Raw genomic sequence first — 26705 nt, 5'->3', positions numbered from 1 at the left:
TCCGCGCCAGATCCTGCACCAAGCTCCGGAACCTCCCGACCGCATGAACTTCGAAAACTTGCACGGCCCCCTCGCGACCGACCGCCTGACGCTGCGGCCGTTCGCCGAGGCGGATTTTACCGCCTATGCCGCCTATCACGCCCTCCCCGAGGTCTACCGCTATCTCTATGCCGCGCCGCCTGTCGGCGATGCCCTACGGGCGCAGTTCGACGCGACGCTCCAAGCACCCTTCGAGGCGGACGGCGACGTGTTCCGGCTGGCGGTGGTGACGAAGGACGACGATGCCGTCATCGGCGAGACGCTGCTGAAGCTGGCGAGCCGGGCGGCGCTGCAGGGCGAAGTCGGCTACATCTTCCATCCCGCCTCGGCCGGAAAGGGCTATGCCACCGAGGCGGTGGCGCGGATGATCGACTTCGGTTTCGTCCGCTTCGGCTTCCATCGGATCTTCGCGCGGCTCGACGCCGCCAACCGGGGATCGGTCGGCGTGGTCGAGCGCCTCGGCCTCCGGCGCGAGGCGCATCTCGTGCAGAACGACCGCTTCGACGGCCAATGGGGCGACGAATACATCTATGCCGTGCTCGCCTCGGAATGGGCCGCGCGAAAGGCTTCGGCCTGACGCGGGATCCGGCCGGCGCGCCAAGATTGCAGCCGTCCCGGCCCTCTGCGCGCAGTTGTTTCAATATTTTCGTGTTGCAGCGCACCAAGAGCCTGATCTAGCTAGATCATGCGCCGGCTCCTGCCGGTTGCCGCGGGAGCGTGCGCCAAGATGACGAAATGGGTCTACACCTTTGGTGGCGGAAGCGCCGAGGGTGACGCCGCGCTGAAGGAGATCCTCGGTGCGAAGGGGGCTGGCCTCGCCGAGATGAGCGCGCTCGGCCTGCCGGTGCCGCCGGGCTTCACCATCTCGACCGAGCTCTGCCGGCGCTTCCTGGCCGGCGACGACGCGTTTCCGGCTGGGCTCGCGGGAGAGGTCGCCGCCGCGCTGGAGGGCATCGCCGCCGTCGCCGGCCATCGCTTCGGCGATCCCGAACACCCGCTTCTCGTCTCCGTCCGCTCGGGCGCGGCCGTGTCGATGCCGGGCATGATGGACACCGTCCTCAATCTCGGCCTCAACGACGAGACCGTCGAGGGCCTCGCGCTCGTCTCCGACGATCGCCGCTTCGCCTTCGACAGCTATCGCCGCTTCATCCAGATGTATGGCGACGTCGTGCTCGGGCTCGATCACAGCGTGTTCGAGGAGCGGCTCGAGGATTACAAGCTCGAGCGCGGCTATACGCTCGACAGCGACCTCGACGCCGACGACTGGCAGGCGGTCTGCGCGCTGTTCAAGGCGCTCGTCGCCGAGGAGCTGGACGAGCCCTTTCCGCAGGCGGCCGACGACCAGCTCTGGGGCGCGATCTCCGCCGTCATCCGCTCCTGGAACAATCCGCGCGCGAAAGCCTATCGCCGCATCAACAACCTGCCCGACGGCGGCGGCACCGCCGTCACCGTGCAGGCGATGGTGTTCGGCAATCTCGGCGAGACCTCGGCGACCGGCGTCGCCTTCACGCGCCATCCCTCGACCGGCGAGAACATCCTCTGGGGCGAGTTCCTGCCGAACGCGCAGGGCGAGGACGTCGTCTCCGGCATGCGCACGCCGCAGGACCTGACCGAGATCGCCCGCCGCGAGACCGGCTCGGACGCGCCCTCGCTGGAAACGTCGATGCCGGAGGTGTTCGCCGAATTCCGCGCCGTCTGCACGGCGCTAGAAAAGCACCACCGCGACATGCTCGATCTCGAATTCACGATCGAGCGCGGCCGGCTGTGGATGCTGCAGGCCCGCCCCGCCAAGCGGACCATCCACGCGGCGCTGAAGACCGCCGTCGACATGGCGCATGAGGGGCTGATCACCCGCGCCGAGGCGGTGGCGCGGATCGAGCCGCGGATGCTGGAGCAGCTCCTGCATCCGACGATCGACCCGGAATCCGGCAGCGACCTGTTCGCACGCGGCCTGCCTGCCTCGCCGGGGGCTGCGAGCGGCACGGTCGTGTTCACCTCCGAAGAGGCCGAGATCGCCCGCACGCAGGGGCGCAAGGTGATCCTGGTCCGCGTCGAGACCAGCCCCGAGGACGTGCACGGCATGCACGCGGCGCGCGGCATCCTGACGACGCGCGGCGGCATGACCAGCCACGCCGCCGTGGTGGCGCGCGGCATGGGCAAGCCCTGCGTCTGCGGCGCCGGCACGATCCGCGTCGATTTCCACGCCGGCACGCTGACGTCGGGCGGCCGCACCATCCGCCGCGGCGACACCATCACCATCGACGGCGGCACCGGCCAGGTGCTGGTCGGCGCCGTGCCGCTGCGCGAGCCCGAACTCTCCGGCGCCTTCGCCGAGCTGATGGAATGGGCCGACAGCTTCCGCCGGCTCAAGGTGCGCACCAATGTCGACACGCCGGCCGATGCGCGCGCCGCGCGGGGCTTCGGCGCCGAGGGCATCGGCCTCTGCCGCACCGAGCACATGTTCTTCGACGCGCGCCGCATCGTCGCCGTGCGCGAGATGATTTTGGCCGAGACGGACGCGGCCCGCGCCGACGCGCTCGCCAAGCTGCTGCCGATGCAGCGAAGCGACTTCGCCTCGCTGTTCGAGATCATGACCGGCCTGCCGGTGACGATCCGCCTGCTCGATCCGCCGCTGCACGAGTTCCTGCCGAAGGGCGAAACCGAGATCGCCGAGCTCGCCGCGATCATGGGCATCCCGCCGGCAAAGATCCGCGCCAGCACGCATGCGCTCGAGGAAGCGAACCCGATGCTCGGCCATCGCGGCGTCCGCCTCGCCATCTCCTTCCCCGAGATCATCGCCATGCAGGCGCGCGCCATCCTGGAGGCGGCGCTCGACGTTGCCGACCAGACCGGCGTCGCCGTCGATCTAGAGATCATGGTGCCGCTGATCGCCTCCAAGGCCGAGCTGGACCTGGTCAACGGCCATATCCGCGCCGCCGAGGCGCTGGTGAAGAAGCTGCACGGCCGCGCCCCGCCCTACGAGCTCGGCACGATGATCGAGCTGCCGCGCGCGGCACTCGCCGCCGGCGAGCTCGCCCGCGAGGCGACTTTCTTCTCGTTCGGCACCAACGATCTGACGCAGACGACCTTCGGCATCTCGCGCGACGATGCCGCGACGTACCTGAACACCTACCTGGCGCGCGGGATCCTGCCGCACGATCCCTTTGCCTCGATCGACCGCGAGGGTGTGGGCGAGCTGATCCGCATCGCCTGCGTGCGCGGCCGCGCGACGCGGCCCGATTTGAAGCTCGGCGTCTGCGGCGAGCATGGCGGCGATCCCGCCTCGATCCATTTTTTCGCCGAAATTAACCTTGACTACGTCTCCTGTTCGCCCTTCCGGGTCCCCGTCGCCCGTCTGGCAGCCGCTCAGGCAGCCTTACGAAACAGAGACTGAGCCAATTCCCCTCCTCCCGCTTCGCTTCCCCGAACCCGCCTTACGAGCCGTTAACCGTCTTTCAAGGTTAATGCCGCAGATTCAAGCCACGTGACCGGCGAACCACACTGGTCCCTCCTGTTTCGTGCGCGTGGAGTTGCGTCCCTCATGGCTGGTCTCGTGCGGCGTCCGACGACGGCAATGGCATCCCGCGCCCATCTCGGACGCGATCCCCGGCTTGCCCTGCGCAAGCGACGCCCGAGACCCTCGTTCCATCGCATCGCGCTTCTCTCCGGCCTGCTCGCCAGCGGGCTCCTCGCGCTCTCGTCGACCACGGTCGCGCTGCAGGACGTCGCCAGCACCTATGGCAAGGACCTGCCGGTCGGCCAGCGCTGGCTGGCCCGGCTCGTGCCGGCGAAGAAGGGCGAAGCCTATCTGCCGACCTTCGTCTCGCCGCCGCCGTCCGCCCAGCTCGTCGCCGGCGAGGTCAAGAGCGACGGCCTGATCATCGAGCCCGAGCTGCAGGTGGTCGTGCAAGGCCCCGTCTCGGCCCCGGAATTCACGCCGCCAGAGGTCAATCGCGGCGGCAAGCACGACATCACCGTGGCGCTGCGCAAGCCCGCCCCCGTGCGCGCCGCCTCGGCCGCGCATTTCAAGGCGGGCGTGCTCAAGGGGCAGGAGCTCGCCAGCGCCTTCAGCAACGCCAACGCCGTGCCGAAGATGGCCTTCGCCACGGCGCAGGACGTCGCCCAGCCGGACGGCGCGCTGCGCTATGCCTCGAAGGACGCCGCTCCCAAGGACGCTGTGGCGAAACCGGTCGTCGCGCTCGCTTCGATCGCGCCGATCCCCCGCCGCAACGAACTCGCGCGCGCCGCCGGCAAGGCCGAGAAGAGCGCGAAGGGCTCCGGCAATGTCGTCGACGGCAGCGCCGTGGTCTCCGCCTATGCCCCGGCCGATATCGACCGCTCGATGAGCGCGCCCTTCCAGGCGCTGCTCGGCAAGCCGATGGGGCCGACCGCGATCGGCAAGGACGGCAAGCCCGACCATTGGTGGGTGATGAACAAGATCCCACCCAATGCGCGATCGGCGACCGAGCAGAAATGCCTGGCGACGGCGATCTATTTCGAAGCGCGCGGCGAACCGCTGAAGGGCGAGCTCGCGGTCGCCCAGGTCGTGATCAACCGGCTGAAGAACCCGGCCTATCCGAAGACGGTCTGCGGCGTCGTCTACCAGAACAAGGACATGCGCAACGCCTGCCAGTTCTCGTTCGCCTGCGACGGCATCCCCGACCGCATCACCGACATGGAGTCGTGGAAGCGGGCGCAGATGCTGGCCAAGCGCGTGCTCAACGAGGACAATTGGTGGAACGCCGACGTCGGCTCGTCGACGCACTACCACGCGACCTATGTCCGGCCGCGCTGGGCCAAGACGATGAAGAAGATGCAGAAGCTCGGCCACCACGTCTTCTACAAGACCTATGGCGGCGGCTGGATCTGAGGCGGCGAGAGGCCGCGTTTTCCTTCTACCCGGAGCCCGCAGGATAGCACGCTCCCTCGCCTCACCCTCGCCATCATCCCGGGCTTGACCCGGGATCCATTCAGCCGCGGCGTCGGGCGTCGAACTTCCCAAGAACGCGAATGGATGGATCCCGGCCTTCGCCGGGATGACGGCGAGCGTGGGGAGATGGGGAGCCTGGTGCTGTTGGGCTTTTCGCGGCAGTACCGCCGAAGCCCCCTCACGCGACAATGCCGAAGCCTGACAGATGGTGCCAAACCCAAGGGGTGGTCCAGACGGCTTTTGGCCCTGACCGCTCCCACACCCTCCGCCGTCATCCCGGCGAAGGCCGGGATCCACCCATCCGCCAGACTGAGCCCCTACCCGATTTCCACCACGATCCGGCCCCGGATCCTGCCGTCGACGATCTCGCGCGCCGTGTCGATGACGTCGTCGAAGGCGATGCGTTTCGTCATCGCGGCGAGTTTGGCGCGGTCGAGGTCGCGGTCGAGGCGGTCCCAGACGGCGACGCGGACCGGCTTCGGCACATAGACGGAATCGATGCCGTAGAGCGTGACGCCGCGCAGGATGAACGGCGCGACGGTCGCCGGCAGTTCCATGCCGCCGGCAAGGCCGCAGGCCGCGACCGCGCCGTCATAGCGGATCATGGAGAGGACGTTGGCGAGCGTCTGGCCGCCGACGACGTCGATCGCGCCGATCCAGCGCTCGCGCGCGAGCGGCTTGCCGCTGCCCTCCAGCTCGGAACGCGCGATGATCTCGGCCGCGCCGAGCTTCTTCAAATAGTCGGCCTCTTCCGGCCGCCCCGTCGAGGCAACGACGTGGTAGCCGAGGCCGGCGAGCAGCGCGACCGCGACGGAGCCGACGCCGCCCGCCGCACCCGTGACGAGGATCGGTCCGCCCGCGGGGCCGATGCCGTGCCGCTCCAGCGCCATCACGCACATCATCGCCGTGTAGCCGGCCGTGCCGATCGCCATGCCCTCGTCCGGCGAGAAGCCGGAGGGGAGCGAAATCAGCCAGTCGCTCTTCCAGCGCGCCCGCTCGGCCCAGGCGCCGAGATGCAGCTCGCCGACGCCCCAGCCGTTCAGGAGCACCCGGTCGCCCGGCTTGAAGGACTGCGAGCTCGACTGCTCGACGATGCCGACGCCATCGACGCCGGGCACCATGGGGAATCGCCGCACGACCGGCGCGCGGCCGGTGATCGCGAGGCCGTCCTTGTAGTTGACGGTCGAGCGCTCGATGCGGACCGTGACGTCGCCTTCCATCAGATCCGCGTCGGTCAGCGTGCCGAAACCGACGGACTGGGCCCCGCCGGCGTCCTTCTCGATCAGGACGGCCTTGAAGGACGACATGGGCATTCTCCTTGCAGTTTTATGCGGCGACGCCATCGGCGTCCGCCTGATCATAGGAAGCGGATGGCGCTTCGATAAGGTCCCAGGACGCTTCGATAGGGTTCAAGGATAAGGCGCGGGGCATCGATTCGATCCATGCCGAACGCCATGCCGCGCCCTTCCGCCCCGCCTGCGGACCCAAGCGCGCCGCGCTTCCTTGACCGCGCGGGCGCCGCGCGATTAGGGTGCGCCGCCTTCGCGTCGCATCACGCGCGCGTCCGAATTTCTCAAGGTTTGCCGGTGTTCGACACACTTCCTCCCCACATGCGCCCCGACCGGTCCTTCCAGGGCCTGATCCTGACGCTGCAGCGCTTCTGGGCCGATTATGGCTGCGCGATCCTGCAGCCCTACGACATGGAAGTGGGCGCCGGTACCTCGCATCCCTCGACCATGCTGCGATCGCTCGGTCCGAAGCCGTGGAAGGCCGCCTATGTGCAGCCCTCGCGCCGGCCGAAGGACGGCCGCTATGGCGAGAACCCGAACCGGCTGCAGCACTATTACCAGTTCCAGGTCATCCTGAAGCCGAACCCGCCGAACCTGCAGGAGCTCTATCTCGACTCGCTGCGCGCCATCGGCATCGACATGGCACTGCATGACGTGCGCTTCGTCGAGGACGACTGGGAGAACCCGACGCTCGGCGCCTGGGGCCTCGGCTGGGAATGCTGGTGCGACGGCATGGAAGTGTCGCAGTTCACCTATTTCCAGCAGGTCGCCGGCATCGAGTGCAATCCGGTCTCGGGCGAGCTCACCTATGGCCTCGAGCGCCTCGCCATGTATGTGCAGGGCGTCGAGAACGTCTACGACCTGAACTTCAACGGCCGCGAGGGCGACGAGAAGGTCACCTATGGCGACGTCTTCAAGCAGGCCGAGCAGGAATATTCGCGGCACAATTTCGAATTCGCCGATACCGAGATCCTGTTCCGCCGCTTCCAGGACTGCGAGCGGGAATGCCAGGCGCTGCTCGCCGCCGGCGGCATGGTGCTGCCGGCCTATGACCAGTGCCTCAAGGCAGGCCACGCCTTCAACCTGCTCGACGCGCGCGGCGTGATCTCCGTCACCGAGCGCCAGAGCTACATCCTGCGCGTCCGCGAACTCGCCAAGGCCTGCGGCGCCGCCTGGCTCGAAACCCCGGCCGGGGGAAAAGAATAAATGCCCGATCTTCTGCTTGAACTCTTCTCCGAGGAAATCCCCGCCCGCATGCAGCGCAAGGCGGCGGAGGATCTGAAGAAGCTCGTCACCGACGCGCTCGTCGAGGCCGGCCTGCACTATGAGGGCGCCAAGGCGTTCTCGACCCCGCGCCGCCTGGCGCTGACCGTCACCGGCATCCCGACGCACTCCGCCGCGACCCGCGAGGATCGCAAGGGGCCGAAGGTCGGCGCGCCCGACGCCGCCATCCAGGGTTTTCTCCGCGGTGCCGGCCTTACTTCGCTCGACCAGGCGCATGTCCATTCGGATCCGAAGAAGGGCGATTTCTACGTCGCCCACATCGACAAGCCCGGCCGCGACACCAAGGACGTGATCGCCACCGCGATCCCCACCATCATCCGCTCCTTCCCGTGGCCCAAATCCATGCATTGGGGCACCGGCAAGCTGCAATGGGTGCGCCCGCTGCAGGCGATCGTCTGCACCTTCGGGCCGGAGACCGAGGAGCCGGAAGTCATCGATTTCGAGATCGACGGCATCCGTTCCGGCAACGTCACCTATGGCCACCGCTTCATCGCGCCGAGTGCGATCCCCGTGAAGCGCTTCGACGACTATATCGAGAAGCTCGACCATGCCTCGGTCGTGCTCGACGCCGACCGCCGGAAGGACATCATCCTGCATGACGCGCGCGACCGCGTCTTCGCGCTCGGGCTGGAGCTGGTCGAGGACGAGGGGCTGCTCGAAGAAGTCGCCGGCCTGGTCGAATGGCCGGTCGTGCTGGTCGGCACCTTCGAGGAAGATTTCCTGGCGATCCCGCCGGAGGTGATCCGCGCCACCATCCGCGCCAACCAGAAGTGCTTCGTCGTGCGCCGGCCCGGCACCACCGAGCTCGCCAACCGCTTCGTGCTCGTCTCGAACATCGAGGCGAAGGATGGCGGCGCGGCGATCACGGCCGGCAATGCCCGCGTCATCCGCGCCCGTCTCTCCGACGCCAAGTTCTTCTACGACACCGATTTGAAGACCCGGCTCGAGGAGCGCCTGCCGAAGTTCGAGCAGATCGTCTTCCACGAGAAGCTCGGCACCCAGGCCGAGCGCATCCTGCGCCTGCAGAAGCTCGCCGCGGCGATCGCGCCGCTGGTCGGCGCCGATGTCGACAAGGCCCGCCGCGCCGCGCTGCTCGCCAAGACCGACCTCGTCACCGAGGTGGTCGGCGAGTTCCCCGAGGTGCAGGGGCTGATGGGCCGCTACTACGCCATCGCCCAGGGCGAGGACGCCTCTGTCGCCGCGGCGATCGAGGATCACTACAAGCCGCAGGGCCCGGGCGACCGCGTGCCGACCGATCCGGTCGCGATCGCGGTGGCGCTCGCCGACAAGCTCGACACGCTGACCGGCTTCTGGGCGATCGACGAGAAGCCGACCGGCAGCAAGGACCCCTATGCGCTGCGTCGCGCCGCGCTCGGCGTCATCCGCATCGCGCTGTCGACCAACGACAAGCTGTCGCTGAACGACGCCATCGCCCAGGCGATCGTCGGCTACAACGACCAGACCGAGGCGGAAGCGCTCACCGCCTACGAGACGGCGCAGAGCACGATCTCGACCGAGGACGTCGACGGCGAGCAGGATCTCGACATCGCGCTGGAGAGCTTCGGCCGCCGGCTGCGCCGCGATCTCGACGCCAAGACGCCGGCGATCATCGCCGACCTGATCGCCTTCTTCGCCGACCGGCTGAAGGTGCAGCTGCGCGACCAGGGCGCCCGGCATGACTTGGTCGACGCCGTGTTCGCGCTCGGCGGCCAGGATGATCTGCTGCTGATTTCGCGGCGCGTCGAGGCGCTCGGCCAGTTCCTCGACACCGAGGACGGCAAGAACCTGCTCGCCGGCTATCGCCGCGCCGCCAACATCCTGAAGGCGGAAGAGAAGAAGGGCGAGAGCTTCGAGGGCACGGTCGACGCCGCGCATCTGAAGCTGTCCGAGGAGCGCGCGCTGCACGTCGCCATCGCCACGGCGCGAGCCGAGGCGGAGGCCGCCGTCGCCCGCGAGGACTATGAGGGCGCGATCACCGCGCTCGCCCGCCTGCGCGCGCCGGTCGACGCCTTCTTCGACAAGGTGCTCGTCAATGCCGAGGAGGCGGAAGTCCGCGTCAACCGCCTCAACCTCCTGAACGCCATCCGCAGCGCAACGCTCGCGGTGGCGGATTTCTCCAAGGTTAGCGGCTAAGCCTGATTGGTGGTGGGGGTCACAGCGGTCCTGTGACCCCCGTCATACCGCGAGGGGCTGGCTTGAGGGATCTTCCCCGTGCCGTCGACCGGGACAATTCCCCGGTGCGAAACCCGAACAGGAGCGCATGAGGCGCGCGGACGACATAAGTCGGTCCGGATGTCGCGTCGCCATCGATGGCCAGCTCGAAGGAGCCCCATCATGACGACCCAGTTTTTCGCCAAGACCTATACCGGCAAGTCCAGCAAGCGCGCGTCCTTCGCCCTCGCGGCGCTCGCGGTTGCCTCGCTCTTCCTCGCCGACATCGCGCCGGCCGTCGCCCAGACGGCGCCGGGCGCCTCGACCCGCCCGTCCGGCGGCTCGTCGTCCTCGACGGTTCCCGGCGGGCCGGATGGCGGCGGCGACAGCGGCATGCCGTCGGTTTCCTGCAATGATTTCGGTTTCGCCAACATGCCGTCGGGCTGCCTGTCGCAGGCGATGTCCTGCATCTGCCCGAATGAGGTCCGCGTCGGCTACCGGGCGCCCTCGAGCTGCGAAGGCGTCGGTCGCAACATGCGGCGCGCGGCCGAGCGCAATTGCGGTGCCAACACCGGCGCGGTCCGCCGCGTGTTCTGAGTGGAATGCAGGATTGAAGCGGGCCCCTTCTTTCACCTCTCCCTGAGGGAGAGGTCGACGGCCGAAGGCCGGCGGGTGAGGGTTTACGCCCTCACCGGATGGTTCCCCAAACCCTCACCCGGAGCTTCGCTCCGACCTCTCCCTCAGGGAGAGGTAATGGGCAACGCGGATCGAGCGGGGAGATCGGGCTCGCCTGTCGAATTACAGGCAAGACATTACGGCGGCGCGCCGATGGCGGGCCGCTAGGTCGAAAGGATGAGGCGGATCAGAACCGGTCGCTGGGGCGGTAGATGCCGGTCACGGGATCCTGAACGAGCGTCGCCATCGGCCGGTTGGCCATGGCGCGCTCGGCCTGCCGAAGCCGAACCTCGACGCGTTCGCGCGCTTTCATCAGGGTCCGGGCGGTGACGACACCCAACGTACCCAGCAGCGCCAGCATCAGAACCTGAGGCATCATCTCATCCTTCCCTGTCGAGCCCTCGTGTCGCTCGATCCGCGTGGCCCGGATCGTTGGCGATGGCCTGGCCCTCGACTACAGCCCGAACCGGGCCCAGTAGGCGCGCTCCTCCAGTGTGGAGACAGCACTATCCACCATATTGGCCGCAATCGCGGCGGAGACAAGGCCGCCGCCCCCGCCACCGCCGAACCGCGCCAACACGCCGCGCTTCGGCTGGACCGCCAGAAGCCGCAGCTTGTCGCCGAAACGGCCGCGCAGATAGGAGCGCAGATCGCCGATCCGGTCGACCAGCCCGAGCTCGAGCCCCCGCGTTCCCGACCAGAACGCGCCGGAGAAAAGCGTCGGATCGTCCGCAAGCCGCCCGCCGCGCCGCGCCCGCACCAGCTCGATGAACATGTCGTGCACGTCGCGCTGCAGCGACTTCAGGTGCTGGATGTCGGTTTCCTTTTCCGGCTTGAACGGATCGAGCATCGCCTTGCTTTCGCCGGCTGTATAGACGCGGCGCTCGACGCCGATCTTCTCGATCAGCTTCTCGAAGCCGAAGCCGGCCGAGACGACGCCGATCGAGCCGACGACCGAGCTCTGGTCGGCGATGACGACGTCGCCGGCGAGCGCGATCAGATAGCCGCCGGAGGCCGCGACGTCCTCGACCGCGACGATGACTTCCTTCTTGTTCTCCTCGGCGAGGGCCCGGATGCGCTTGAAGATCAGATGCGACTGCACCGGCGAGCCGCCGGGCGAGTTGATCAGGATCGCCACCACCGGCGCCCGCTTCATGGCGAAGGCGCGGGCGAGCTGCGGCGCGACGCTGCCGAGCGTCATGCCGGAGCGCAGCGCCGAGACCGCGCCGATGACGCCGGAAAGCCGGACGACGGGGACGACGACATTCTCCTGGCGGAAGCGCGCCGGAAGCAGCTTGAGGAAGGATTGCTTGAGGTCCTGGATCACGATGATCAGCCTTCAGGAGGGATCGAGAGCGGTCTCGCCCCAATTGGGGTCGGACCAGACGGGATGGATGTCGGAAAGCGAGGCGCCGTCGCGCAGGATCGCGGCGAGGCCGGGCAGGAAGGCGGAGCCGGCGCTGCCATGCAGCGGCAGACCCGGCATCAGCCTTATGCCGGCCCGGTTGCCCTTGATGCCGCGCACCAGCACGCGGGTCGCCGGCTCGTTGGCGCGCGGGTGCACCGGCAGGACGGCGAGCGCGCCGAAGCGGCCCTCGCAGGCCGAAAGGATCGCCGGCAGGCGGTCGGCCGGCAGGATCGCGGCCAGCGTGCCCTGCGGCCGGACCAGGGCGGCCGCTGCGCGGAACCAGGCATCGAGGCCACCGGCTCCCAGCACATGCGCGCGAGCGCGAAAATCATCCGGCGAGGAGCGGACGCGGTCCTGATCGTGGAATGGCGGGTTCATCAGGGCGTGATCGAAGCTCTCCGGCAGCAGCCCGGCCGCCTTGCGCGTCTCGCCGGCGAGCAGGTCCGCCACCACGATGTCGACCCGGCCGGCGAACCCGGCATTGGCCGGGAGCCCGAGCGCCGTGCGGGCACAGGCGGCGAGCTCTTCCTCGCGCTCGACCAGCACGACCCGCGCGCCCTCGGCGCGGGCGGCCAGCGACAGCCCGGCGACGCCGGCCCCGGCGCCGAGATCGACGACGCGGCCCTGGACGCCGGCGCCGAGCGCCGCCGCGAGGATGACCGCATCGAGGCCGGAACGATGATGGCCGCGCGCCGGCTGGACGGCTTCGACCCGCCCGCCCAGAAACGCATCCACCGTCGTCTCGAACACCGTATCGAGCATAACTAAATCGTCTCCGGCCGAAGCTCGCCGCCGATGCCGGCATCGGTCAGGAGCTGGCGCGCCGCATCCGCCTCTTCGGCAAGCACGAGGATGCGTCGCGGCAGGACGCCGAGCGACCCTTCCATCACACTCATGTTCTGGTCGACGACCAAATGTTCGATGCCGGCATCCTTCAGGAGGGCCTCGACAAAGGAAATCATGACCATGTCATTCGTGCGGATGAGCTCTTCCATATTCCCTCATAGGCGGTTTGCGACGATGATCCGTCCCCCCGAAGGTAAGACCGGCCGGGCGCGGCGGCAATGACGCGCGGGCAGCTCGGGCGCCGATCATCGCAATGCAGCAATAAAGTATGCCAACGGGGCCTTCAGGGCCGTTCTGAGCCATAGTGTCACTTGTTCGGATCCCCCCGGCCCCCTATTGTCGCCCGCGAAACAGAGACGAACCGGGAGCGTTGCCCGTGGGATTGGTAGTTCCGCTCGACGAGAGCAAGAAGAAGGGCGCAGCCCGGATCGAGCCTCTCGTCGCGCTTGTATCGGCCGACATGGAACGGGTGAACCAGATCATCCTGTCCAAGGCCGGGTCCGATGTCGAGATGATCCCAGAGGTCGCCCAGCATCTGATCTCCTCGGGCGGCAAGCGGCTTCGGCCGATGCTGACGCTCGCGGCCGCCCGGATGTCGGGTTATCAGGGCGACGGCCATGTGAAGCTCGCCGCCAGCGTCGAGTTCATGCACACGGCGACGCTGCTGCATGACGACGTGGTCGACGAAAGCGAGCTTCGGCGCGGCAAGCTGGCGGCGCGGATGCTCTGGGGCAACCAGGCGAGCGTGCTGGTCGGCGATTTCCTGCTCGGCCAGGCCTTCCGCATGATGGTCGAGGTCGGCTCGCTCGACGCGCTCGACGTGCTTTCCACCGCGGCGACCGTGATCGCCGAGGGCGAGGTCATGCAGCTTTCGGCCGCCAAGAACATGGCGACCACCGAAGAAGACTATCTCGCCGTCATCAAGGCGAAGACGGCCGCCCTCTTCGCCGCCGCCGCCGAAGTCGGCCCGATCATCGCCGACAACGATCCGGCGCGCCGCGAGGCGTTCAGCGACTACGGCACCTATCTCGGCCTCGCCTTCCAGCTGATCGACGACGCGCTCGACTATGGCGGCAACTCCGCCGATCTCGGCAAGAAGGTCGGCGACGATTTTCGCGAGGGCAAGATCACGCTCCCCGTCGTGCTGGCCTACCGGCGCGGCTCCGAGGCCGAGCGCGCCTTCTGGCAGCGCGCGCTGGAAAAGGGCGAGATCCAGGACGGCGACCTCGAGAAGGCCATCGCCATCCTGCGCTCGCACCGGACGATCGAGGACACGATCGAGCGGGCCCGCCAGTTCGGCGAGACCGCGCGCGAGGCGCTCGACGTCTTCCCGGACAGCGCCTGGAAGGATGCGCTGGTCGAGGTGATCGACTTCTGCATCGAGCGGGCGCACTGATCCCCGGATTTGCGGAGGCGCGCCGCGAGGCGGCTTCCGCACGTCGTTTCGCCGCATCGTTTCATCGCACGGCCTCGACGCTGGGCCTGCTTGCAGGGCCGTCCTAAAAGCGCCATGCTCGTTGGGCAGCCTCGGAATCGAGGTTCTATACCAACACACGGTATCAGACAGGATTTCGATGCACCGCACGCTGACATCGTTCGTCCGACCGCTTCGCACCGTTGCGGTCTGTTTCGCATTGCTGGCCAGCACCAGCCTGATCGCCACGGCAGCCGCCCGGGCCGAGCCTTCGATCTCGGACCTGCTGGATGACGCCATGCCGACGCTGGCGGGCAGCTATCTGGCGGCGCTGAGCGCCACCAATGCGCAGGACTATGACGCGGCGACGCTCTTCTTCGAGGAAGCGCTGAGCCAGGATCCGGAAAACCCGCTCCTGCTCGAGCGCACCTTCACGCTGCTCGTCGCCAATGGCGACATCAACCGCGCGATCCCGCTCGCCGAGGAACTGGTCAAGCTCAATCCCGACAACCGGATGGGCCGGCTCGTGCTTGGCGTGAAGGACCTGAAGGCGAAGAAATACCCCGAGGCCGGCAAGGAGTTCGGCCTGGACGACAAGGGGCCGCTCGCCAACATCCTCTACGGATTGCTGGCGGCCTGGGCGGCCGAGGGCCAGGGACAGACCGACGCGGCGCTCAAGATCGTCGAAACGCTCCAGGGCCCCGAGTGGTACGGGATCTTCAAGAACTTCAACCTGGCGCTGATCAACGCCAATGCCGGCCGCACCGACGCGGCGCTCGCGGCGATCACCAAGGCCTATCAGGCCGAGGGCAGCTCGATGCGCGTCGTCGAGGCCTATGCCCGGCTGATGGCCCGCGCCGGCAAGACCGAGGAAGCGACGAAAGCCCTCGAGAGCTTCACCAAGAACAGCGTCGGCCATCCCGTCATCGCGGCGCTTCTGGCCGAGATCAATGCCGGCAAGAAGCCGGGCCCGCTCGTCCGCAATCCGCAGGACGGCGCCGCCGAGGTTCTCTATGGCCTCGGCTCGGCGCTCGGCAGCGAGAGCGGCGGCTCCGATCTCGCGACGCTCTATCTGCGGCTGGCGCTCTATCTGCAGCCGAAGAACGAGCTGGTGCTGATGGCGCTCGGCGACCTGACGCAGAACGCGCAGCGCTTCGAGCGCTCGATCCCGATCTTCGACCAGGTGGCGAAGAACTCGCCGCTCCGGCGCAACGCCGATCTGCAGATCGCGCTCAGCTACGACGCGGTCGGCAAGCACGACGACGCCGCCAAGCGGCTGAAGCGCCTGATCGCGGTCAATCCGCGCGACATCGACGCGCTGACCACGCTCGCCACCATCCACCGCACCGGCAAGCGCTATGCCGAGGCGGCCGCCATGTACACGAAGGCGATCGATTCGATCACCGACGACCATGCGCGCAACGCGCTGATCTATTTCTTCCGCGGCATCGCCTATGAGCGCGCCCAGCAATGGGACAAGGCCGAGCCCGACTTCCTGAAGGCGCTGGAGATCCAGCCGGACGAGCCGCAGGTGCTCAACTATCTCGGCTATAGCTGGATCGACCGGGGCCTGAACCTCGAGCGCGCCACGGACATGATCAAGAAGGCCGTCGAGCTGCGTCCGAACGACGGCTACATCGTCGATAGCCTGGGATGGGCCTATTACAAGCAGGGCAAGTACGACGAGGCCGTCGGCCAGCTCGAGCGCGCCATCTCGCTGAAGGCCGACGACGCCACCATCAACGATCACCTCGGCGACGCCTACTGGAAGGTGGGACGCAAGCTGGAGGCGACGTTCCAGTGGGCGCATGCGCGCGACCTGAACCCCGAGCCGGAGGACAAGGAGCGCATCCTCGCCAAGCTCGCCAAGGGGCTCGACAAGGTCGAGGAGACGAAGGTCGCCTCCGCCCCGGCGGAGACCGCCACGGACGGCACCAGCAGCGCCGCGACGGCGGGCGAGACCTTCACCATCGGCAAGGGCGACAGCCTCTGGAAGATCGCGCGCGACGTCTATGGCGACGGCGAGCTCTACAGCCGCCTGATCGACGCCAACCGCGACAAGCTGCGCAATCCGAACCTCATCGTTCCGGGTCTCGTCATCGACATTCCGAAGCTCGACAAGGCCGAGTGACGCATCCGGCCGGGAAAACCAAGGGCGCCGATTCTGGCGCCGTGCTCGGCGCGGAATTCGCGCCGGCGAAGATCAACCTCGCTTTGCACGTCACCGGCCGTCGCGCCGATGGCTATCACGAGCTCGACAGTCTCGTCGTGTTCGCCGGGATCGGCGACACGATCGAGGCGATCGCCGAACCCGGCGCCTTGACGCCGGCGCTCCGGATCGAAGGCCCCTTCGCGGCCGGGCTCGATATCGGGCCGGACAATCTCGTGCTGCGCGCCGCGCGGGCGCATCAGGCCGCTGGCGGCGCGATTGGCGGCTTCGGCCTTCGGCTCATCAAGAACCTGCCGGTTGCCTCCGGCATCGGCGGCGGTTCGGCCGACGCGGCGGCGACGCTGCGCCTGCTCGGCCGCATCGCGCCCCTCCCCGCCGCCTCGGCCACGCTTCCGGACCCGATCGCGGCGACGCTCGGCGCCGACGTGCCGATGTGCCTGCGCTCGACGCCGCTGCGCGCGACGGGGATCGGCGACCGGCTGACGCCCGCCCGCGGCCTGCCCCGGCTGCCGATGCTGCTGGTCAATCCGCGCGCCGCCGTCTCGACGCCGGCGATCTTCCGCGCGCTCGCCCGCGCCGACCATGCCGCCCTGCCCGACCTGCCGGCCGATTTCGCCGACGCCGCCGCGCTCGCCGCCTGGCTGCACGGAACTCGCAACGACCTCGAGGCGCCGGCCATCGCGACGCTTCCCGTCATCGCCGACGGGATCGCCGCCGTCGGCGCGACGGAACATTGCCTGCTGGCGCGGATGTCCGGCTCCGGCGCCACCGTGTTCGGGATCTATCCGGACGATGCGAGCGCCGCCCGCGCGGCGGAACGCCTCGCCGCCGCCCATCCGGACTGGTGGATCGCCTCGACGGCAGCAGAGGGCAGCGACTAGCTATCCCGCTTTCCTTGGCGCTTGGCAGCGACTATGTCTCGGCAGAGATCGCGCGACGAGGAACCCGCCATGGCCGACGAGACCCTGCCCTTCATTCCGGTCCGCTTCGCCGTGCTCACCGTCTCCGACACGCGCTCGCTGGAGGACGACCGGTCGGGCCAGACGCTGGCCGAGCGCATCCAGTCGGCCGGGCATGTGCTGGCCGAGCGCGCCATCGTCCCCGATGACATCGACGAGATCCGGACCATCGTCTCGTGCTGGATCGAGGATGACGGCATCGACGTCGTCATCACCACCGGCGGCACCGGCTTCACCGGCCGCGACGTCACGCCCGAGGCCGTGGAGCCGCTGTTCGAAAAGCGCATGGACGGCTTCTCGGCCGTGTTCCATCGCCTGAGCTACGAGAAGATCGGCACCGCGACGATCCAGTCGCGCGCCACCGCTGGCGTCGCCAACTCGACCTTCATCTTCGCGATTCCCGGCTCGCCCAGCGCCTGCCGCGACGCCTGGGACGGCATCCTCAGCCTGCAGTTCGATTATCGCAGCCGGCCGTGCAATTTCGTCGAGATCATGCCGCGCCTCGACGAGCACCTGAAGCGCGGCAAGCTCCAGGCCTGAGGGTCTCGCCCGGAATGTGGGGGACGCTGTTCCTTCACCTCTCCCTGAGGGAGAGGTCGACGGCCGAAGGCCGGCGGGTGAGGGTTTACGGCCTCACCGGATAGTTCCCTAAACCCTCACCCGGAGCTTCGCTCCGACCTCTCCCTCAGGGAGAGGTGAAGAAAGGGTCAGACCCCGCTAAAGGGAGGCAGGAAGAAGGGCTGTCAGGCGGCGGCGCCGCGCGAGATCGCCCGGGCGCGCAGGAACGACATCCTGCCGCGGCCGATGCGGCGGCCGAGATCGCTCTCGGCGCGGCGGGCCTCGGCGCGATGACCGCCGACGGCGCGATAGAGGCTTGAGGGAACCAGCAGGCCCTGCTCTGGCAAGGGCGCGGCCAGCAAACGGGCGCGCAGAGCGGCGCGGGTTTCGGCCAGACGCGAGCGCCAGCCGAAGCCGGCATGGGCGAGGCGGAAGGAGGCCGCGCGCGTCGCGCCGCTGCCGGCCATCGCCAGCCGGTCGATGAAATCACGCGCCTCGCGCTGCCAGCCGGGCTCGAGCATCACGTCCGGCGACAGGAAGAGCAGCCAGTCCGACCGGGCGAGGCCCGCGCCCCTGGCGAGGTCCGCGCCCCGTTCGCCCGTGCCCTCGACGAGCTTGCAGCCGGCCGCGTCGGCGACGGCGACCGTGCCGTCCGTCGAGCCGCTGTCGACGACGATCACCTCGCGCACCATGCCGTCGGCGGCGGCAGGCACGAGGGCCGCCAGCGCATGCGCCAGCGCCAGCTCGTCATTGCGGGTGGAGAGGATCACGCTGATCATTCCTTCGATCTTAGCGTTAAATTTCGCGTCTGCGAGATCAAACAAGCGAGACGTTCCGTCGCAATCTCATGCGTTCTTGTTTTGTTCTCAAAACGGGCGTATGAGTCGCTTCATGTCGCTCGCACGCTCCCTCCCCCCGCATCTTGACCCGCTGCTCATGCCGGCGGACCCGACCCTGACCGCGTCGATCGATCCTGACCGTCGACGCGGACGTGGCGCCCAGAGCAACAGCTCTGGGCGCTTCGAACGCTTCCAGTCGATCCCCTTCGACGATGGCTGGCAGACGCTGGACGAGCTGCCGCCGTTCAAGACCGAGGTGATGCCCGAAAAGGCGAAGACGATCATCACCCGCAACGATTCGCCGGATCTCGCCTTCGACCGCTCGATCAATCCGTATCGCGGCTGCGAGCATGGCTGTTCCTACTGCTTCGCGCGGCCGACGCACGCCTATATGGGCCTGTCGGCCGGCCTCGATTTCGAATCGAAGCTCTTCTACAAGCCCGACGCCGCCAAGCTCCTGGAGAAGGAGCTTTCGGACCCGGACTACAAGCCGCGCACGATCGCCATCGGCACCAACACCGATCCCTACCAGCCGATCGAGCGCCAGCACCGCATGATGCGCGACATCCTCGAGGTGCTGGACCGCTTCAACCATCCGGTCGGCATCGTCACCAAATCGGCGCTGGTGCTGCGCGACGTCGACATTCTCGGCCGCATGGCGGAGCGCGGCCTCGCCAAGGTGGCGCTGTCGATCACCACGCTCGACCGCAAGCTGGCGCGCGACATGGAGCCGCGCGCGGCGACGCCGGGCCGCCGGCTCGACGCGGTCCGCGGGCTGGCGGATGCGGGCGTGCCCGTCGGCGTGCTCGTCGCCCCGATCATCCCGGCGCTGAACGATAGCGAGGTCGAGCGCATCCTCGACGCGGCCGTCGCCGCCGGCGCGACCGAGGCCGGCTACGTGCTGCTGCGCCTGCCGCTCGAGGTCAGCGAGATCTTCAAGGAATGGCTCCTCCGCCATTATCCCGACCGCTACCGGCACGTGATGTCGGTGCTGCGCTCGATGCGCGGCGGCAAGGACTATGACGCGACCTTCGGCAAGCGGCAGAAGGGCGAAGGCCCCTATGCCTGGCAGATCGGGCGGCGCTTCGAGATCGCGGCACGGCGGCTGGAGCTGAACCGGCGCAGCCTCAAGCTGCGGACCGACCTGTTTTCCCCGCCCGTCCGCCAGCCGGCGCAATTGAGCCTGTTCTAGGGTCTTCAGGAAGTGGTGAAATGCGCCGCCGTCCCGGCCAGGCCAGCGCATCTGTGCTAACAAGGTGGGATCTGGCGCGCATGTGGCAGGCGCCTCGCGCCGCGGTCGCTTGCCGCTCCCCGTTGCGATCGGAGCATAAATTGGCGGATCAACTTCCCGGAGCCACGGCGAAACTCGCCCTTCTGATCGACGCCGACAATGTCCGGGCCGATTTCCTGCCCATCATCATCCGCGAGGCCTCGACGATCGGGCGGGTCGTGATCCGCCGCGTCTACGGCCATTTCGCGTCCAGCTCGATGTCGCAGTGGCAGCCGCTGCTGCATAGCCATGCGCTGACCCCGGTGCATGTGCCGCCGGCAGCTGTCGGCAAGAACGCGACCGACATGAAGCTCGCCATCGAGGCGATGGACATGCTGCACGAGAAGGGCCTCGACGGCTTCTGCATCGCCTCCAGCGACAGCGATTTCACGACGCTCGCAAGCCGCATCCGCGAGGATGGCCTCGCCGTCTACGGCTTCGGCGAGCAGAAATCGACCAAGCCCTATGTCGCCGCCTGCGACCGCTTCTTCTATTGCGACCTGCTGCTGGCCGAGGAGCGCCAGACGAGCGAGCCCGCCAAAACGAAGAGCAAGTCTCCGCCGAAGAGCGTGCCGCGCCTGCCGCGCGACGAGATCTTCGCCGCGATCGAGGACGTCTCGGGCGACGATGGATGGGCGCATCTCGGCCCGGTCGGCACCATCCTGTTCAAGCGCATGCCGGATTTCGACCCGCGCAATTTCGGCTTCCGCAAGCTGGTCGACCTGATGGAGACGGTGGCGGGCGTCGAGGTCCGGCGCGAGGATCTGGACACCGGCGGCAAGGCTGTCATGATCCGGCTCAAGGTGCGCTAGAACGTTTCTGGTGAGGTGGATACCGGTTCGCGTCGAGACGATGCGACCGGCCAGGTTAGCTAGCCGGCGGCGCGCTCAGCCCGGCGTGTGGCATCCGGTGCCTTGCGAGCTTCCACCACGTCCAATAGAACGGAACCATGACACAATCGATGGGGGCAGCCGTGCTCAAGACCGCGCAATCCGAACTCGACTATCTGGTCAGCCACATCGCCCAGGCCGTTCGCTCGTCGCAGTCCTTCGACGATCCGTTCTATCATCTGGTGCTCGACCGCATTTTCCCGGAAGACATCTACGCCGAGATGCAGGAACTGATGCCGTCGGCGAACCATTTCCGGGCGCTCGCCGGTCGCGGCAATGTCAACATCCGCACCGACGGCAGCGCCACGCGCGTCAAGGTAGACCTGTTCCCGGAATATCTGCGCCACCTCGAGGGCCGGCGGAAGGAGATCTGGAACCTGGTCGGCGCGGCGCTCTGCTCCGAGCCCGTCCGCGACGCCTTCGTCGAGCGGCTGGGACCAGGCCTGAAGCGCCGCTTCGGCAACGCCTACAAGCCGAGCGACTTCTTCCCGATCCCGATGCTGACCCGCGACACGTCCGGCTATCGCATTCCCGAGCACACCGACACGCGCTGGAAGGGCATCACCGTCCAGCTCTATCTGCCGCGCGACGAGCAGCTGAACGGCGTCGGCACCGTGTTCTCCTCGCGCGAGCCCGAGGGCGGTTTTACGCGCGTGAAGCAGATGGATTTCATCCCGAACCACGGCTATGCCTTCGCGGTCGGCGACAACACCTGGCATTCCGTCGATCCGACCGGTGAACTGCCGACCTCGCGCGACAGCATCCTGCATACCTATTTCGTCGACCAGACCGCCTTCGAGAAGACGCGCAACCGCGGCAAGCGGGTCGGCAACTTCCTGAAGAACGAGTTCCGCCAGCTGGTTGGCAGCTAAGGCGCTTTCGCGCGAAGCGCCTCAGGGCATACGAGACTTTCGGAAGGGCGGCGAGCCACATCGCCGCCCTTCGCTTTTTGGCCTATGCTTGTCGCTTGCAATCCGACGGAGGGTCGGGGATTTTCCGGCCATGGCACGTCGCACCGCATCCGAATCGCCGCTCCTGTTCGAGCTCCCCCCGGGTCCGACCGACGCGATCGAGCGTCGCCTGCGGCGGCGCGGCCTCAAGGCCATCGCCGGGGTCGACGAGGCCGGGCGCGGCCCGCTGGCGGGCCCGGTGGTCGCCGCAGCCGTCATCCTCGATCCGAAGAACATCCCGGACGGGCTGAACGATTCGAAGAAGCTGACGGCGCAGGCCCGCGAGGCCCTGTTCGAGCGGATCATGGCATCGGCGCATGTCTCGGTCGTCGCCGCCTCGGTGCTGCGGATCGACGCCACCAACATCCGCCAGGCGACGCTCTGGGCGATGACGCGCGCCGTCGCCGGCCTGCCTTGGGCGCCGGACCTCGCCATCATCGACGGCAACGACCTGCCGCCCGCCCTCGCCTGCCCGGGCGAGGCCTATGTCAAAGGCGACGCCCGCTCGGTCTCGATCGCCGCCGCCTCGATCATCGCCAAGGTGACGCGCGACCGCATGATGACGCGCGCCGCAACGCATTTCCCGGATTACGGCTTCGAGCGCCACATGGGCTACGGCACGGCGGCGCATCTGGCCGCGCTTTCCACGCTCGGCGCCTGCCCGCTGCACCGCGCCAGCTTCGCGCCGATCCGCGCGCTCAACACAAACGAAAACGCCGCCGGCTGGGCCGACGGCGTTGAACTTCCGATCGAAGAGATCCTCTTCGACTGAGCCGGATCAGTTGAGCCGGCTCTTGACGTCGTTGATCGAGGCGGCGACCAGGTCCGCACCCGCCGCGCCCGCCAGCTTGGCCGCGAGGATCTTCTCGGCAGCGGCGATCGAGACGTCGGCCGAGAGCGCCTTCACTTCCTGCAGAGCCTGATGCTCGGCCTGGGTGATCTTCTCTTCGGCCATCTTGGTGCGACGCGTGACATAGTCTTCCATCTCGGCCTTGGCGGCCTCGGCCAGGGCGACCGCCTCGCGGCGGGCCTTGTCGACGATGGTCTGTGCCTCGGTCTCGGCTTCGCGAGCCCGCTTCTGGTAGTCGGCGAGCAGCGCCGCGGCTTCCTCGCGCAGACGCTTGGCGTCGTCGAGGTCCTTGGCGATGCTGTCGGCGCGGGCGTCGAGCGCCTTGCCGATCTTGGTGTGCACGCCGACATAGACCAGCAGCACGAAGAACAGGATCAGGCCGACAAGGGCGAAAAAGGAGGCGTCGAGTTGCATGATCTTGCCCTTACTTCGCCGCCACGGCGGAGACGGCCTTCGCCACCTCTTCCTGGCTCGGTTGCTGTCCGCTCAGCGCCGCGACGACGGCGGCAGCCGCCTCCTCGGCGATGGCATTGACGTCGCCAAGGGCCTTCGCCTTGATCTCGCCGATGCGGGCTTCGGCCGTCTCGAGCTTCGCGACGAGCGAGGCCTCGATGTCGGCGCGCTGCTTCGTCGCCGTGGCCTTTGCCTCGTCCGTGCTGGACTGGGCGATCGCATGAGCCGAGCTCTTCGCATCCGCGAGAGCCTTCTCATACGTGCCGAGCGCCTTGTCGGACTCGACGCGCAGGCGCTGCGCCTCTTCCAGGTCGCCGGAGATCCGCTGTGCGCGGCCTTCGACGATGGTGGTGAGCCGCGGCACGAGGACCCGCTTCATCAGGAGATAGAGCAGGCCGAAGAAAACAACATACCAGAGGATCTGCGACGGGAATTTCTGCGTGTCGAAGGGCGGGAATACCGCCTTCCCGCCTGCTTCATGCCCGACCTCGGTGTGCGTCTCAGTCGGCGCCGGCGGAACGACGGTAGAAGCCGGCGCGGGCGCGGCGTCCTCGGCGTGGGCAGGCGAGATGAACCAAGTCATCGAAGACCCCAGATCGTAGAATAAAACACATGCGACGGCACGAGGCCGCCGCATGGGGCTTCACCCGGCCGCCTTGCGGCGGCCCAGAAGGATCAGACCACGAAGAGCAGGAGCAGCGCGACCAGCAGCGAGAAGATGCCGAGAGCTTCCGTCACGGCGAAGCCGAGGATCAGGCGGCCGAACTGGCCATCAGCTGCCGACGGGTTGCGCAGCGCGCCCGACAGGTAGTTCGAGAAGATGTTGCCGAGGGCGAGAGCCGTTCCGGCCATGCCGAAGCAGGCAAGACCAGCACCGATGAACTTTGCAGCTTCCGCTTCCATTTTATGCTCCTTGAAGACGTAATTTCGGGTTGGAAGAACGTGTAACTTCGCCGACCTGCTGATCAATGCCCGGGATGGAGGGCGTCGTTCAGATACATGCAGGTGAGGACCGTGAAAATGTAGGCCTGGAGGAATGCGACCAGGAATTCGAGGGCCGTGAGGCCGACCGTCATGACCAGCGGCAGGATCGCGCCGCCGATACCGAGCGCGCCGAGGCTGGCCAGGCTCGCCACGAAACCGGCGAACACCTTCAGGGTGATGTGACCGGCAAGCATGTTGCCGAAGAGACGGACGGAGAGGCTGATCGGACGCGAGAGGAACGAGATGACCTCGATCGCCGACACCAGCGGCACGACCGCCATCGGCACGCCGCTCGGCACGAACAGCCCGAGGAAGCCGAAGCCGTGCTTGGCGAAGCCGTAGCCGACCACCGTCAGCATGACCGTCATCGACAGCAGGAAGGTAATGATGATCTGGCTGGTGGCCGTCATGAAATAGGGGAACATTCCGAAGAAGTTCGCCACGAGGATGAACATGAACAGCGAGAACACGAGGGGGAAGAAGCGCATCCCCTCCTTGCCGGCGCTGGATCGCAGCGTGCTGGCGACGAATTCGTAGGAGAGCTCCGCGACCGACTGCAGGCGGCCGGGGATCAGGCTGTTCTTCGCGGTCGCGAGGTAGAGGAAGCCGGCGACGATCGCCACCGTAGCACCCATCGCAAAGGCGGAGTTGGTGAAATGGAACTCCGTGTCCCCGATCGTGCCGATCTGGAAGAATTCCTGGATGTGAAACTGATGGATCGGATCGTTAGCCACCGAGCCCGCCTTCTTCGCCTGAGTTCCGACCGAGGCCTATGCCACGACCCTAAAACTTACTTCGCCTTCTTGTCCCGGGACGACACCTGCCGTGCCTCGGGCTGCGCTACCTTGCCGATCGAACGCAGGACGTTAAGAACACCTGCGACGAAGCCAAGCAAGAGGAGAATGATCATTCCCCACGGCGACGTGCCGAGCCAGTGGTCGATCATCCAGCCGAGACCGGCGCCGACGATCACCCCCGAGACGAACTCGCTGACCACCCGCAGGGCCACGCTCATACCTTGAGCATTGACCCGCACCGATGGATCATCGGCGTCCGCCTTCTTCGCCTCGCCCTGAGCCTTGTCGAGCTTCTGGCTGAGCGCGCGCAACCTTTCGGACAACGCGGCTTCGTCTTCGGCCATGCGCTTGATCTTCTCTCCATCACCTGGCGAACCCGTGTCGCTCATCGCGTCATCCCTGCCAAGTGACGGTAAAGCCTGTCAAAGCTTCTCGCCGCCCCCGAAACCGCGCGCACCATAGTGAGGCCTCCCCACTGTGTCAAGAAGCCGTGAACAACCTTTAACCGCTTGATTTTATTGTATTTTATTCGAACGGAAACGAGTCGTTTTGACCAAAAGGGCGAATCCGTGGCGAGCACGGCGTTCACAGCGCCCGGCCATCATGCGACAACAGGGGCATGAGCGACAACACCAACATCAAGGCCAGGCGCGGCCCGCAGAGCATCGGCGCCCTGATCGGCGGCGTCATTGCCCCGGTCTGCGCCAAGCGCGGCTTCGCGACGGCGGACCTGATCTCCGCCTGGTCCGACATCGTCGGCCCGCGCTACGCCACCACCACCCTGCCGGAAAAGATCACCTGGCCACGCCGCGACCAGGCCAAGGCGCCGGGCGGCGCGACGCTGGTGATCCGGGTCGATTCGGGCATGGCGATCTATCTGCAGCACGAGACCAATGTGCTGCTCGACCGAATCAACGGCTTCCTCGGCTTCGGCGCGGTGACGCAATTGAAGATCGTGCAGGGCGTCGTCTCGCGGCCGCCGCCGCGCGTGGTGGCGCCGCCTCCCCTGACCAAGGTCGAGGAGCAGGAGGTCGCCTCGACCGTCGCCTCGGTCGAAAGCGACGGTCTGCGCGAGGCGCTCGCGCGGCTCGGACGGGGCGTTTATTCGTCGGTCAAAGCGCCGCGCCAGCCATCGGGCTGACAAACGCCGCAATTGATCGGATAAGTTTCGCGCAAAGCGTGTCAATCGCTCCGCCGTCCCGCACCGGGTCGACCGGCGCACAAGGAGAACAGGAACCGTGACGTTCAATCGCAGACAGTTTCTTGGCCAGGTCGGAGCCGGCTCGCTCGCCATCGGCGCCCTTTCCCTGCTGCCGCGCGCCGCTCAGGCCGCCGGCGAGAAGGTCGACGTCGCCGAGCTGATGAAGCCCGGCCCGCTCGGCGACAAGACGCTCGGCGATCCGAAGGCGCCGATCACCGTGATCGAGTACATGTCGCTCACCTGCTCGCACTGCAAGCACTTCCACGACACCACCTGGAAGCCGCTGAAAGAGAAGTACATCGACACCGGCAAGGTGTACTTCATCCTGCGCGACTTCCCGCTCGATCCGCTGGCGACCGCCGCGATCATGCTGGCGCACGCCGCGCCGAACGACAAATTCTTCGAGATGGTCGACCTCTTGTTCGACCAGCAGGAGAAGTGGGCCTTCGTCGACGATCCGGTCAGCGCGCTGCTCGCCATCGCCAAGCAGGTCGGTTTTACACAGGAGACTTTCGAGCTGACCTTGAAAAACCAGGCCCTGCTCGATGGTGTGAATTCCGTGAAGGAACGGGCGGCGTCGCAGTTCGGCGTCAATTCGACCCCGACCTTCTTTATCAACGGGGCCAAGCATCCGGGTGCGCTCTCCTTCGAGGAAATGGAAAAGCTGCTGGCGTCCTGATCGCGCGCCGCGCATCGGCCGGACCCGTCGGGGGGCGTCGCCTCCTGACGCCCGGTATCGTTCCGTCTC

Annotated in this window: 27 protein-coding genes; 16 read left to right on the top strand and 11 right to left on the bottom strand. The window is 67.5% G+C overall.

Annotation, left to right across the window (positions count from 1 at the left end; all coding sequences use genetic code 11):
* Positions 1 to 43: 43 nt before the first annotated feature.
* From K32_RS06155 to K32_RS24935, 3 genes are all read left to right on the top strand, one after another.
* Positions 44 to 616 carry a GNAT family N-acetyltransferase gene (locus K32_RS06155; protein WP_201403177.1) on the top strand — a complete coding sequence of 191 codons (573 nt, stop codon included), beginning with the start codon at positions 44 to 46 and terminating at the stop codon, positions 614 to 616.
* A 150-nt stretch (positions 617 to 766) separates the two neighbouring features.
* The gene (ppdK, locus tag K32_RS06150; protein ID WP_201403176.1) at positions 767 to 3433 is read left to right on the top strand and encodes a pyruvate, phosphate dikinase; all 2667 of its coding nucleotides are present in this window, start codon (positions 767 to 769) and stop codon (positions 3431 to 3433) included.
* A 147-nt stretch (positions 3434 to 3580) separates the two neighbouring features.
* The gene (locus K32_RS24935; protein ID WP_201403175.1) at positions 3581 to 4909 is read left to right on the top strand and encodes a cell wall hydrolase; all 1329 of its coding nucleotides are present in this window, start codon (positions 3581 to 3583) and stop codon (positions 4907 to 4909) included.
* A gap of 377 nt (positions 4910 to 5286) precedes the next feature.
* Here the strand turns inward: K32_RS24935 and K32_RS06140 are convergent, their stop codons facing one another.
* A complete protein-coding gene (locus tag K32_RS06140) occupies positions 5287 to 6282 on the bottom strand; it encodes an MDR family oxidoreductase (protein ID WP_371812970.1) in 996 nt (331 codons plus the stop codon).
* Between the two features lie 297 nt (positions 6283 to 6579).
* Here K32_RS06140 and K32_RS06135 point away from each other — a divergent pair, with 297 nt between their 5' ends.
* From K32_RS06135 to K32_RS06125, 3 genes are all read left to right on the top strand, one after another.
* Positions 6580 to 7464: a glycine--tRNA ligase subunit alpha gene (locus tag K32_RS06135; RefSeq protein WP_201404375.1), complete on the top strand. Its 885-nt coding sequence runs from the start codon at positions 6580 to 6582 to the stop codon at positions 7462 to 7464.
* Positions 7465 to 9675: a glycine--tRNA ligase subunit beta gene (gene glyS / locus K32_RS06130; protein ID WP_201403173.1), complete on the top strand. Its 2211-nt coding sequence runs from the start codon at positions 7465 to 7467 to the stop codon at positions 9673 to 9675.
* Positions 9676 to 9876: 201 nt separating this feature from the next.
* A complete protein-coding gene (locus K32_RS06125) occupies positions 9877 to 10290 on the top strand; it encodes a hypothetical protein (protein ID WP_201403172.1) in 414 nt (137 codons plus the stop codon).
* Between the two features lie 265 nt (positions 10291 to 10555).
* Here K32_RS06125 and K32_RS06120 read toward each other — a convergent pair whose 3' ends face one another.
* The 4 genes from K32_RS06120 to K32_RS06105 all read right to left on the bottom strand — a co-directional run bounded on the left by K32_RS06120 (position 10556) and on the right by K32_RS06105 (position 12771).
* Positions 10556 to 10747: a hypothetical protein gene (locus K32_RS06120; RefSeq protein WP_244669869.1), complete on the bottom strand. Its 192-nt coding sequence runs from the start codon at positions 10745 to 10747 to the stop codon at positions 10556 to 10558.
* Positions 10748 to 10822: 75 nt separating this feature from the next.
* Entirely contained in the window at positions 10823 to 11704 is an 882-nt protein-coding gene (locus tag K32_RS06115; RefSeq protein ID WP_201404373.1) for a S49 family peptidase, read from the bottom strand.
* 3 nt (positions 11705 to 11707) lie between these two features.
* Complete coding sequence (locus K32_RS06110) at positions 11708 to 12538, bottom strand: tRNA1(Val) (adenine(37)-N6)-methyltransferase (RefSeq protein ID WP_201403171.1); 831 nt, start codon at positions 12536 to 12538, stop codon at positions 11708 to 11710.
* Between the two features lie 2 nt (positions 12539 to 12540).
* Positions 12541 to 12771 (bottom strand): DUF2007 domain-containing protein, encoded by a 231-nt coding sequence (locus K32_RS06105; RefSeq protein ID WP_201403170.1) that lies wholly within the window; start codon positions 12769 to 12771, stop codon positions 12541 to 12543.
* Between the two features lie 227 nt (positions 12772 to 12998).
* Between K32_RS06105 and K32_RS06100 the strand changes: the two genes are divergently transcribed.
* From K32_RS06100 to moaB, 4 genes are all read left to right on the top strand, one after another.
* Positions 12999 to 14018 (top strand): polyprenyl synthetase family protein, encoded by a 1020-nt coding sequence (locus tag K32_RS06100; RefSeq protein ID WP_201403169.1) that lies wholly within the window; start codon positions 12999 to 13001, stop codon positions 14016 to 14018.
* A gap of 178 nt (positions 14019 to 14196) precedes the next feature.
* Positions 14197 to 16167, top strand: coding sequence for a tetratricopeptide repeat protein (locus K32_RS06095; protein WP_201403168.1), 1971 nt, complete (start codon positions 14197 to 14199; stop codon positions 16165 to 16167).
* Positions 16164 to 17087, top strand: a complete 924-nt coding sequence (locus K32_RS06090) for a 4-(cytidine 5'-diphospho)-2-C-methyl-D-erythritol kinase (RefSeq protein ID WP_201403167.1) — start codon at positions 16164 to 16166, stop codon at positions 17085 to 17087. The genes K32_RS06095 and K32_RS06090 overlap by 4 nt, the downstream gene beginning before the upstream one ends.
* Positions 17088 to 17156: 69 nt before the next feature.
* Positions 17157 to 17705 carry a molybdenum cofactor biosynthesis protein B gene (gene moaB, locus K32_RS06085; RefSeq protein ID WP_201403166.1) on the top strand — a complete coding sequence of 183 codons (549 nt, stop codon included), beginning with the start codon at positions 17157 to 17159 and terminating at the stop codon, positions 17703 to 17705.
* Positions 17706 to 17908: 203 nt separating this feature from the next.
* Here the strand turns inward: moaB and K32_RS06080 are convergent, their stop codons facing one another.
* Positions 17909 to 18502 carry a glycosyltransferase gene (locus tag K32_RS06080; protein ID WP_201403165.1) on the bottom strand — a complete coding sequence of 198 codons (594 nt, stop codon included), beginning with the start codon at positions 18500 to 18502 and terminating at the stop codon, positions 17909 to 17911.
* 157 nt (positions 18503 to 18659) lie between these two features.
* Between K32_RS06080 and K32_RS06075 the strand changes: the two genes are divergently transcribed.
* The 4 genes from K32_RS06075 to K32_RS06060 all read left to right on the top strand — a co-directional run bounded on the left by K32_RS06075 (position 18660) and on the right by K32_RS06060 (position 22444).
* A complete protein-coding gene (locus tag K32_RS06075) occupies positions 18660 to 19754 on the top strand; it encodes a PA0069 family radical SAM protein (RefSeq protein ID WP_244669963.1) in 1095 nt (364 codons plus the stop codon).
* A 140-nt stretch (positions 19755 to 19894) separates the two neighbouring features.
* Positions 19895 to 20644, top strand: a complete 750-nt coding sequence (locus tag K32_RS06070) for an NYN domain-containing protein (protein ID WP_201403163.1) — start codon at positions 19895 to 19897, stop codon at positions 20642 to 20644.
* A 137-nt stretch (positions 20645 to 20781) separates the two neighbouring features.
* The gene (locus K32_RS06065) at positions 20782 to 21594 is read left to right on the top strand and encodes a hypothetical protein (protein WP_244669868.1); all 813 of its coding nucleotides are present in this window, start codon (positions 20782 to 20784) and stop codon (positions 21592 to 21594) included.
* Positions 21595 to 21724: 130 nt separating this feature from the next.
* Positions 21725 to 22444 (top strand): ribonuclease HII, encoded by a 720-nt coding sequence (locus tag K32_RS06060; RefSeq protein ID WP_201403162.1) that lies wholly within the window; start codon positions 21725 to 21727, stop codon positions 22442 to 22444.
* A gap of 6 nt (positions 22445 to 22450) precedes the next feature.
* Here K32_RS06060 and atpF read toward each other — a convergent pair whose 3' ends face one another.
* From atpF to K32_RS06035, 5 genes are all read right to left on the bottom strand, one after another.
* Positions 22451 to 22936, bottom strand: coding sequence for a F0F1 ATP synthase subunit B (gene atpF, locus K32_RS06055; protein WP_201403161.1), 486 nt, complete (start codon positions 22934 to 22936; stop codon positions 22451 to 22453).
* A gap of 10 nt (positions 22937 to 22946) precedes the next feature.
* Complete coding sequence (locus K32_RS06050; protein WP_201403160.1) at positions 22947 to 23558, bottom strand: F0F1 ATP synthase subunit B; 612 nt, start codon at positions 23556 to 23558, stop codon at positions 22947 to 22949.
* Positions 23559 to 23650: 92 nt separating this feature from the next.
* Complete coding sequence (locus K32_RS06045) at positions 23651 to 23878, bottom strand: F0F1 ATP synthase subunit C (RefSeq protein WP_018182554.1); 228 nt, start codon at positions 23876 to 23878, stop codon at positions 23651 to 23653.
* A gap of 62 nt (positions 23879 to 23940) precedes the next feature.
* Positions 23941 to 24645: a F0F1 ATP synthase subunit A gene (locus K32_RS06040; RefSeq protein WP_371813027.1), complete on the bottom strand. Its 705-nt coding sequence runs from the start codon at positions 24643 to 24645 to the stop codon at positions 23941 to 23943.
* A gap of 104 nt (positions 24646 to 24749) precedes the next feature.
* Positions 24750 to 25145: an AtpZ/AtpI family protein gene (locus tag K32_RS06035; RefSeq protein WP_201403158.1), complete on the bottom strand. Its 396-nt coding sequence runs from the start codon at positions 25143 to 25145 to the stop codon at positions 24750 to 24752.
* A gap of 230 nt (positions 25146 to 25375) precedes the next feature.
* Here K32_RS06035 and K32_RS06030 point away from each other — a divergent pair, with 230 nt between their 5' ends.
* Positions 25376 to 25897, top strand: a complete 522-nt coding sequence (locus K32_RS06030; protein WP_201403157.1) for a DUF721 domain-containing protein — start codon at positions 25376 to 25378, stop codon at positions 25895 to 25897.
* Positions 25898 to 25994: 97 nt separating this feature from the next.
* Positions 25995 to 26636, top strand: coding sequence for a DsbA family protein (locus K32_RS06025; RefSeq protein ID WP_201403156.1), 642 nt, complete (start codon positions 25995 to 25997; stop codon positions 26634 to 26636).
* The last annotated feature ends 69 nt before the right edge of the window (positions 26637 to 26705 follow it).

It is taken from the genome of Kaistia sp. 32K, from assembly GCF_016629525.1.
In the GTDB taxonomy this organism is placed as follows: Bacteria; Pseudomonadota; Alphaproteobacteria; order Rhizobiales; family Kaistiaceae; genus Kaistia.
This window is presented reverse-complemented; position numbering and strand designations above follow the sequence as displayed.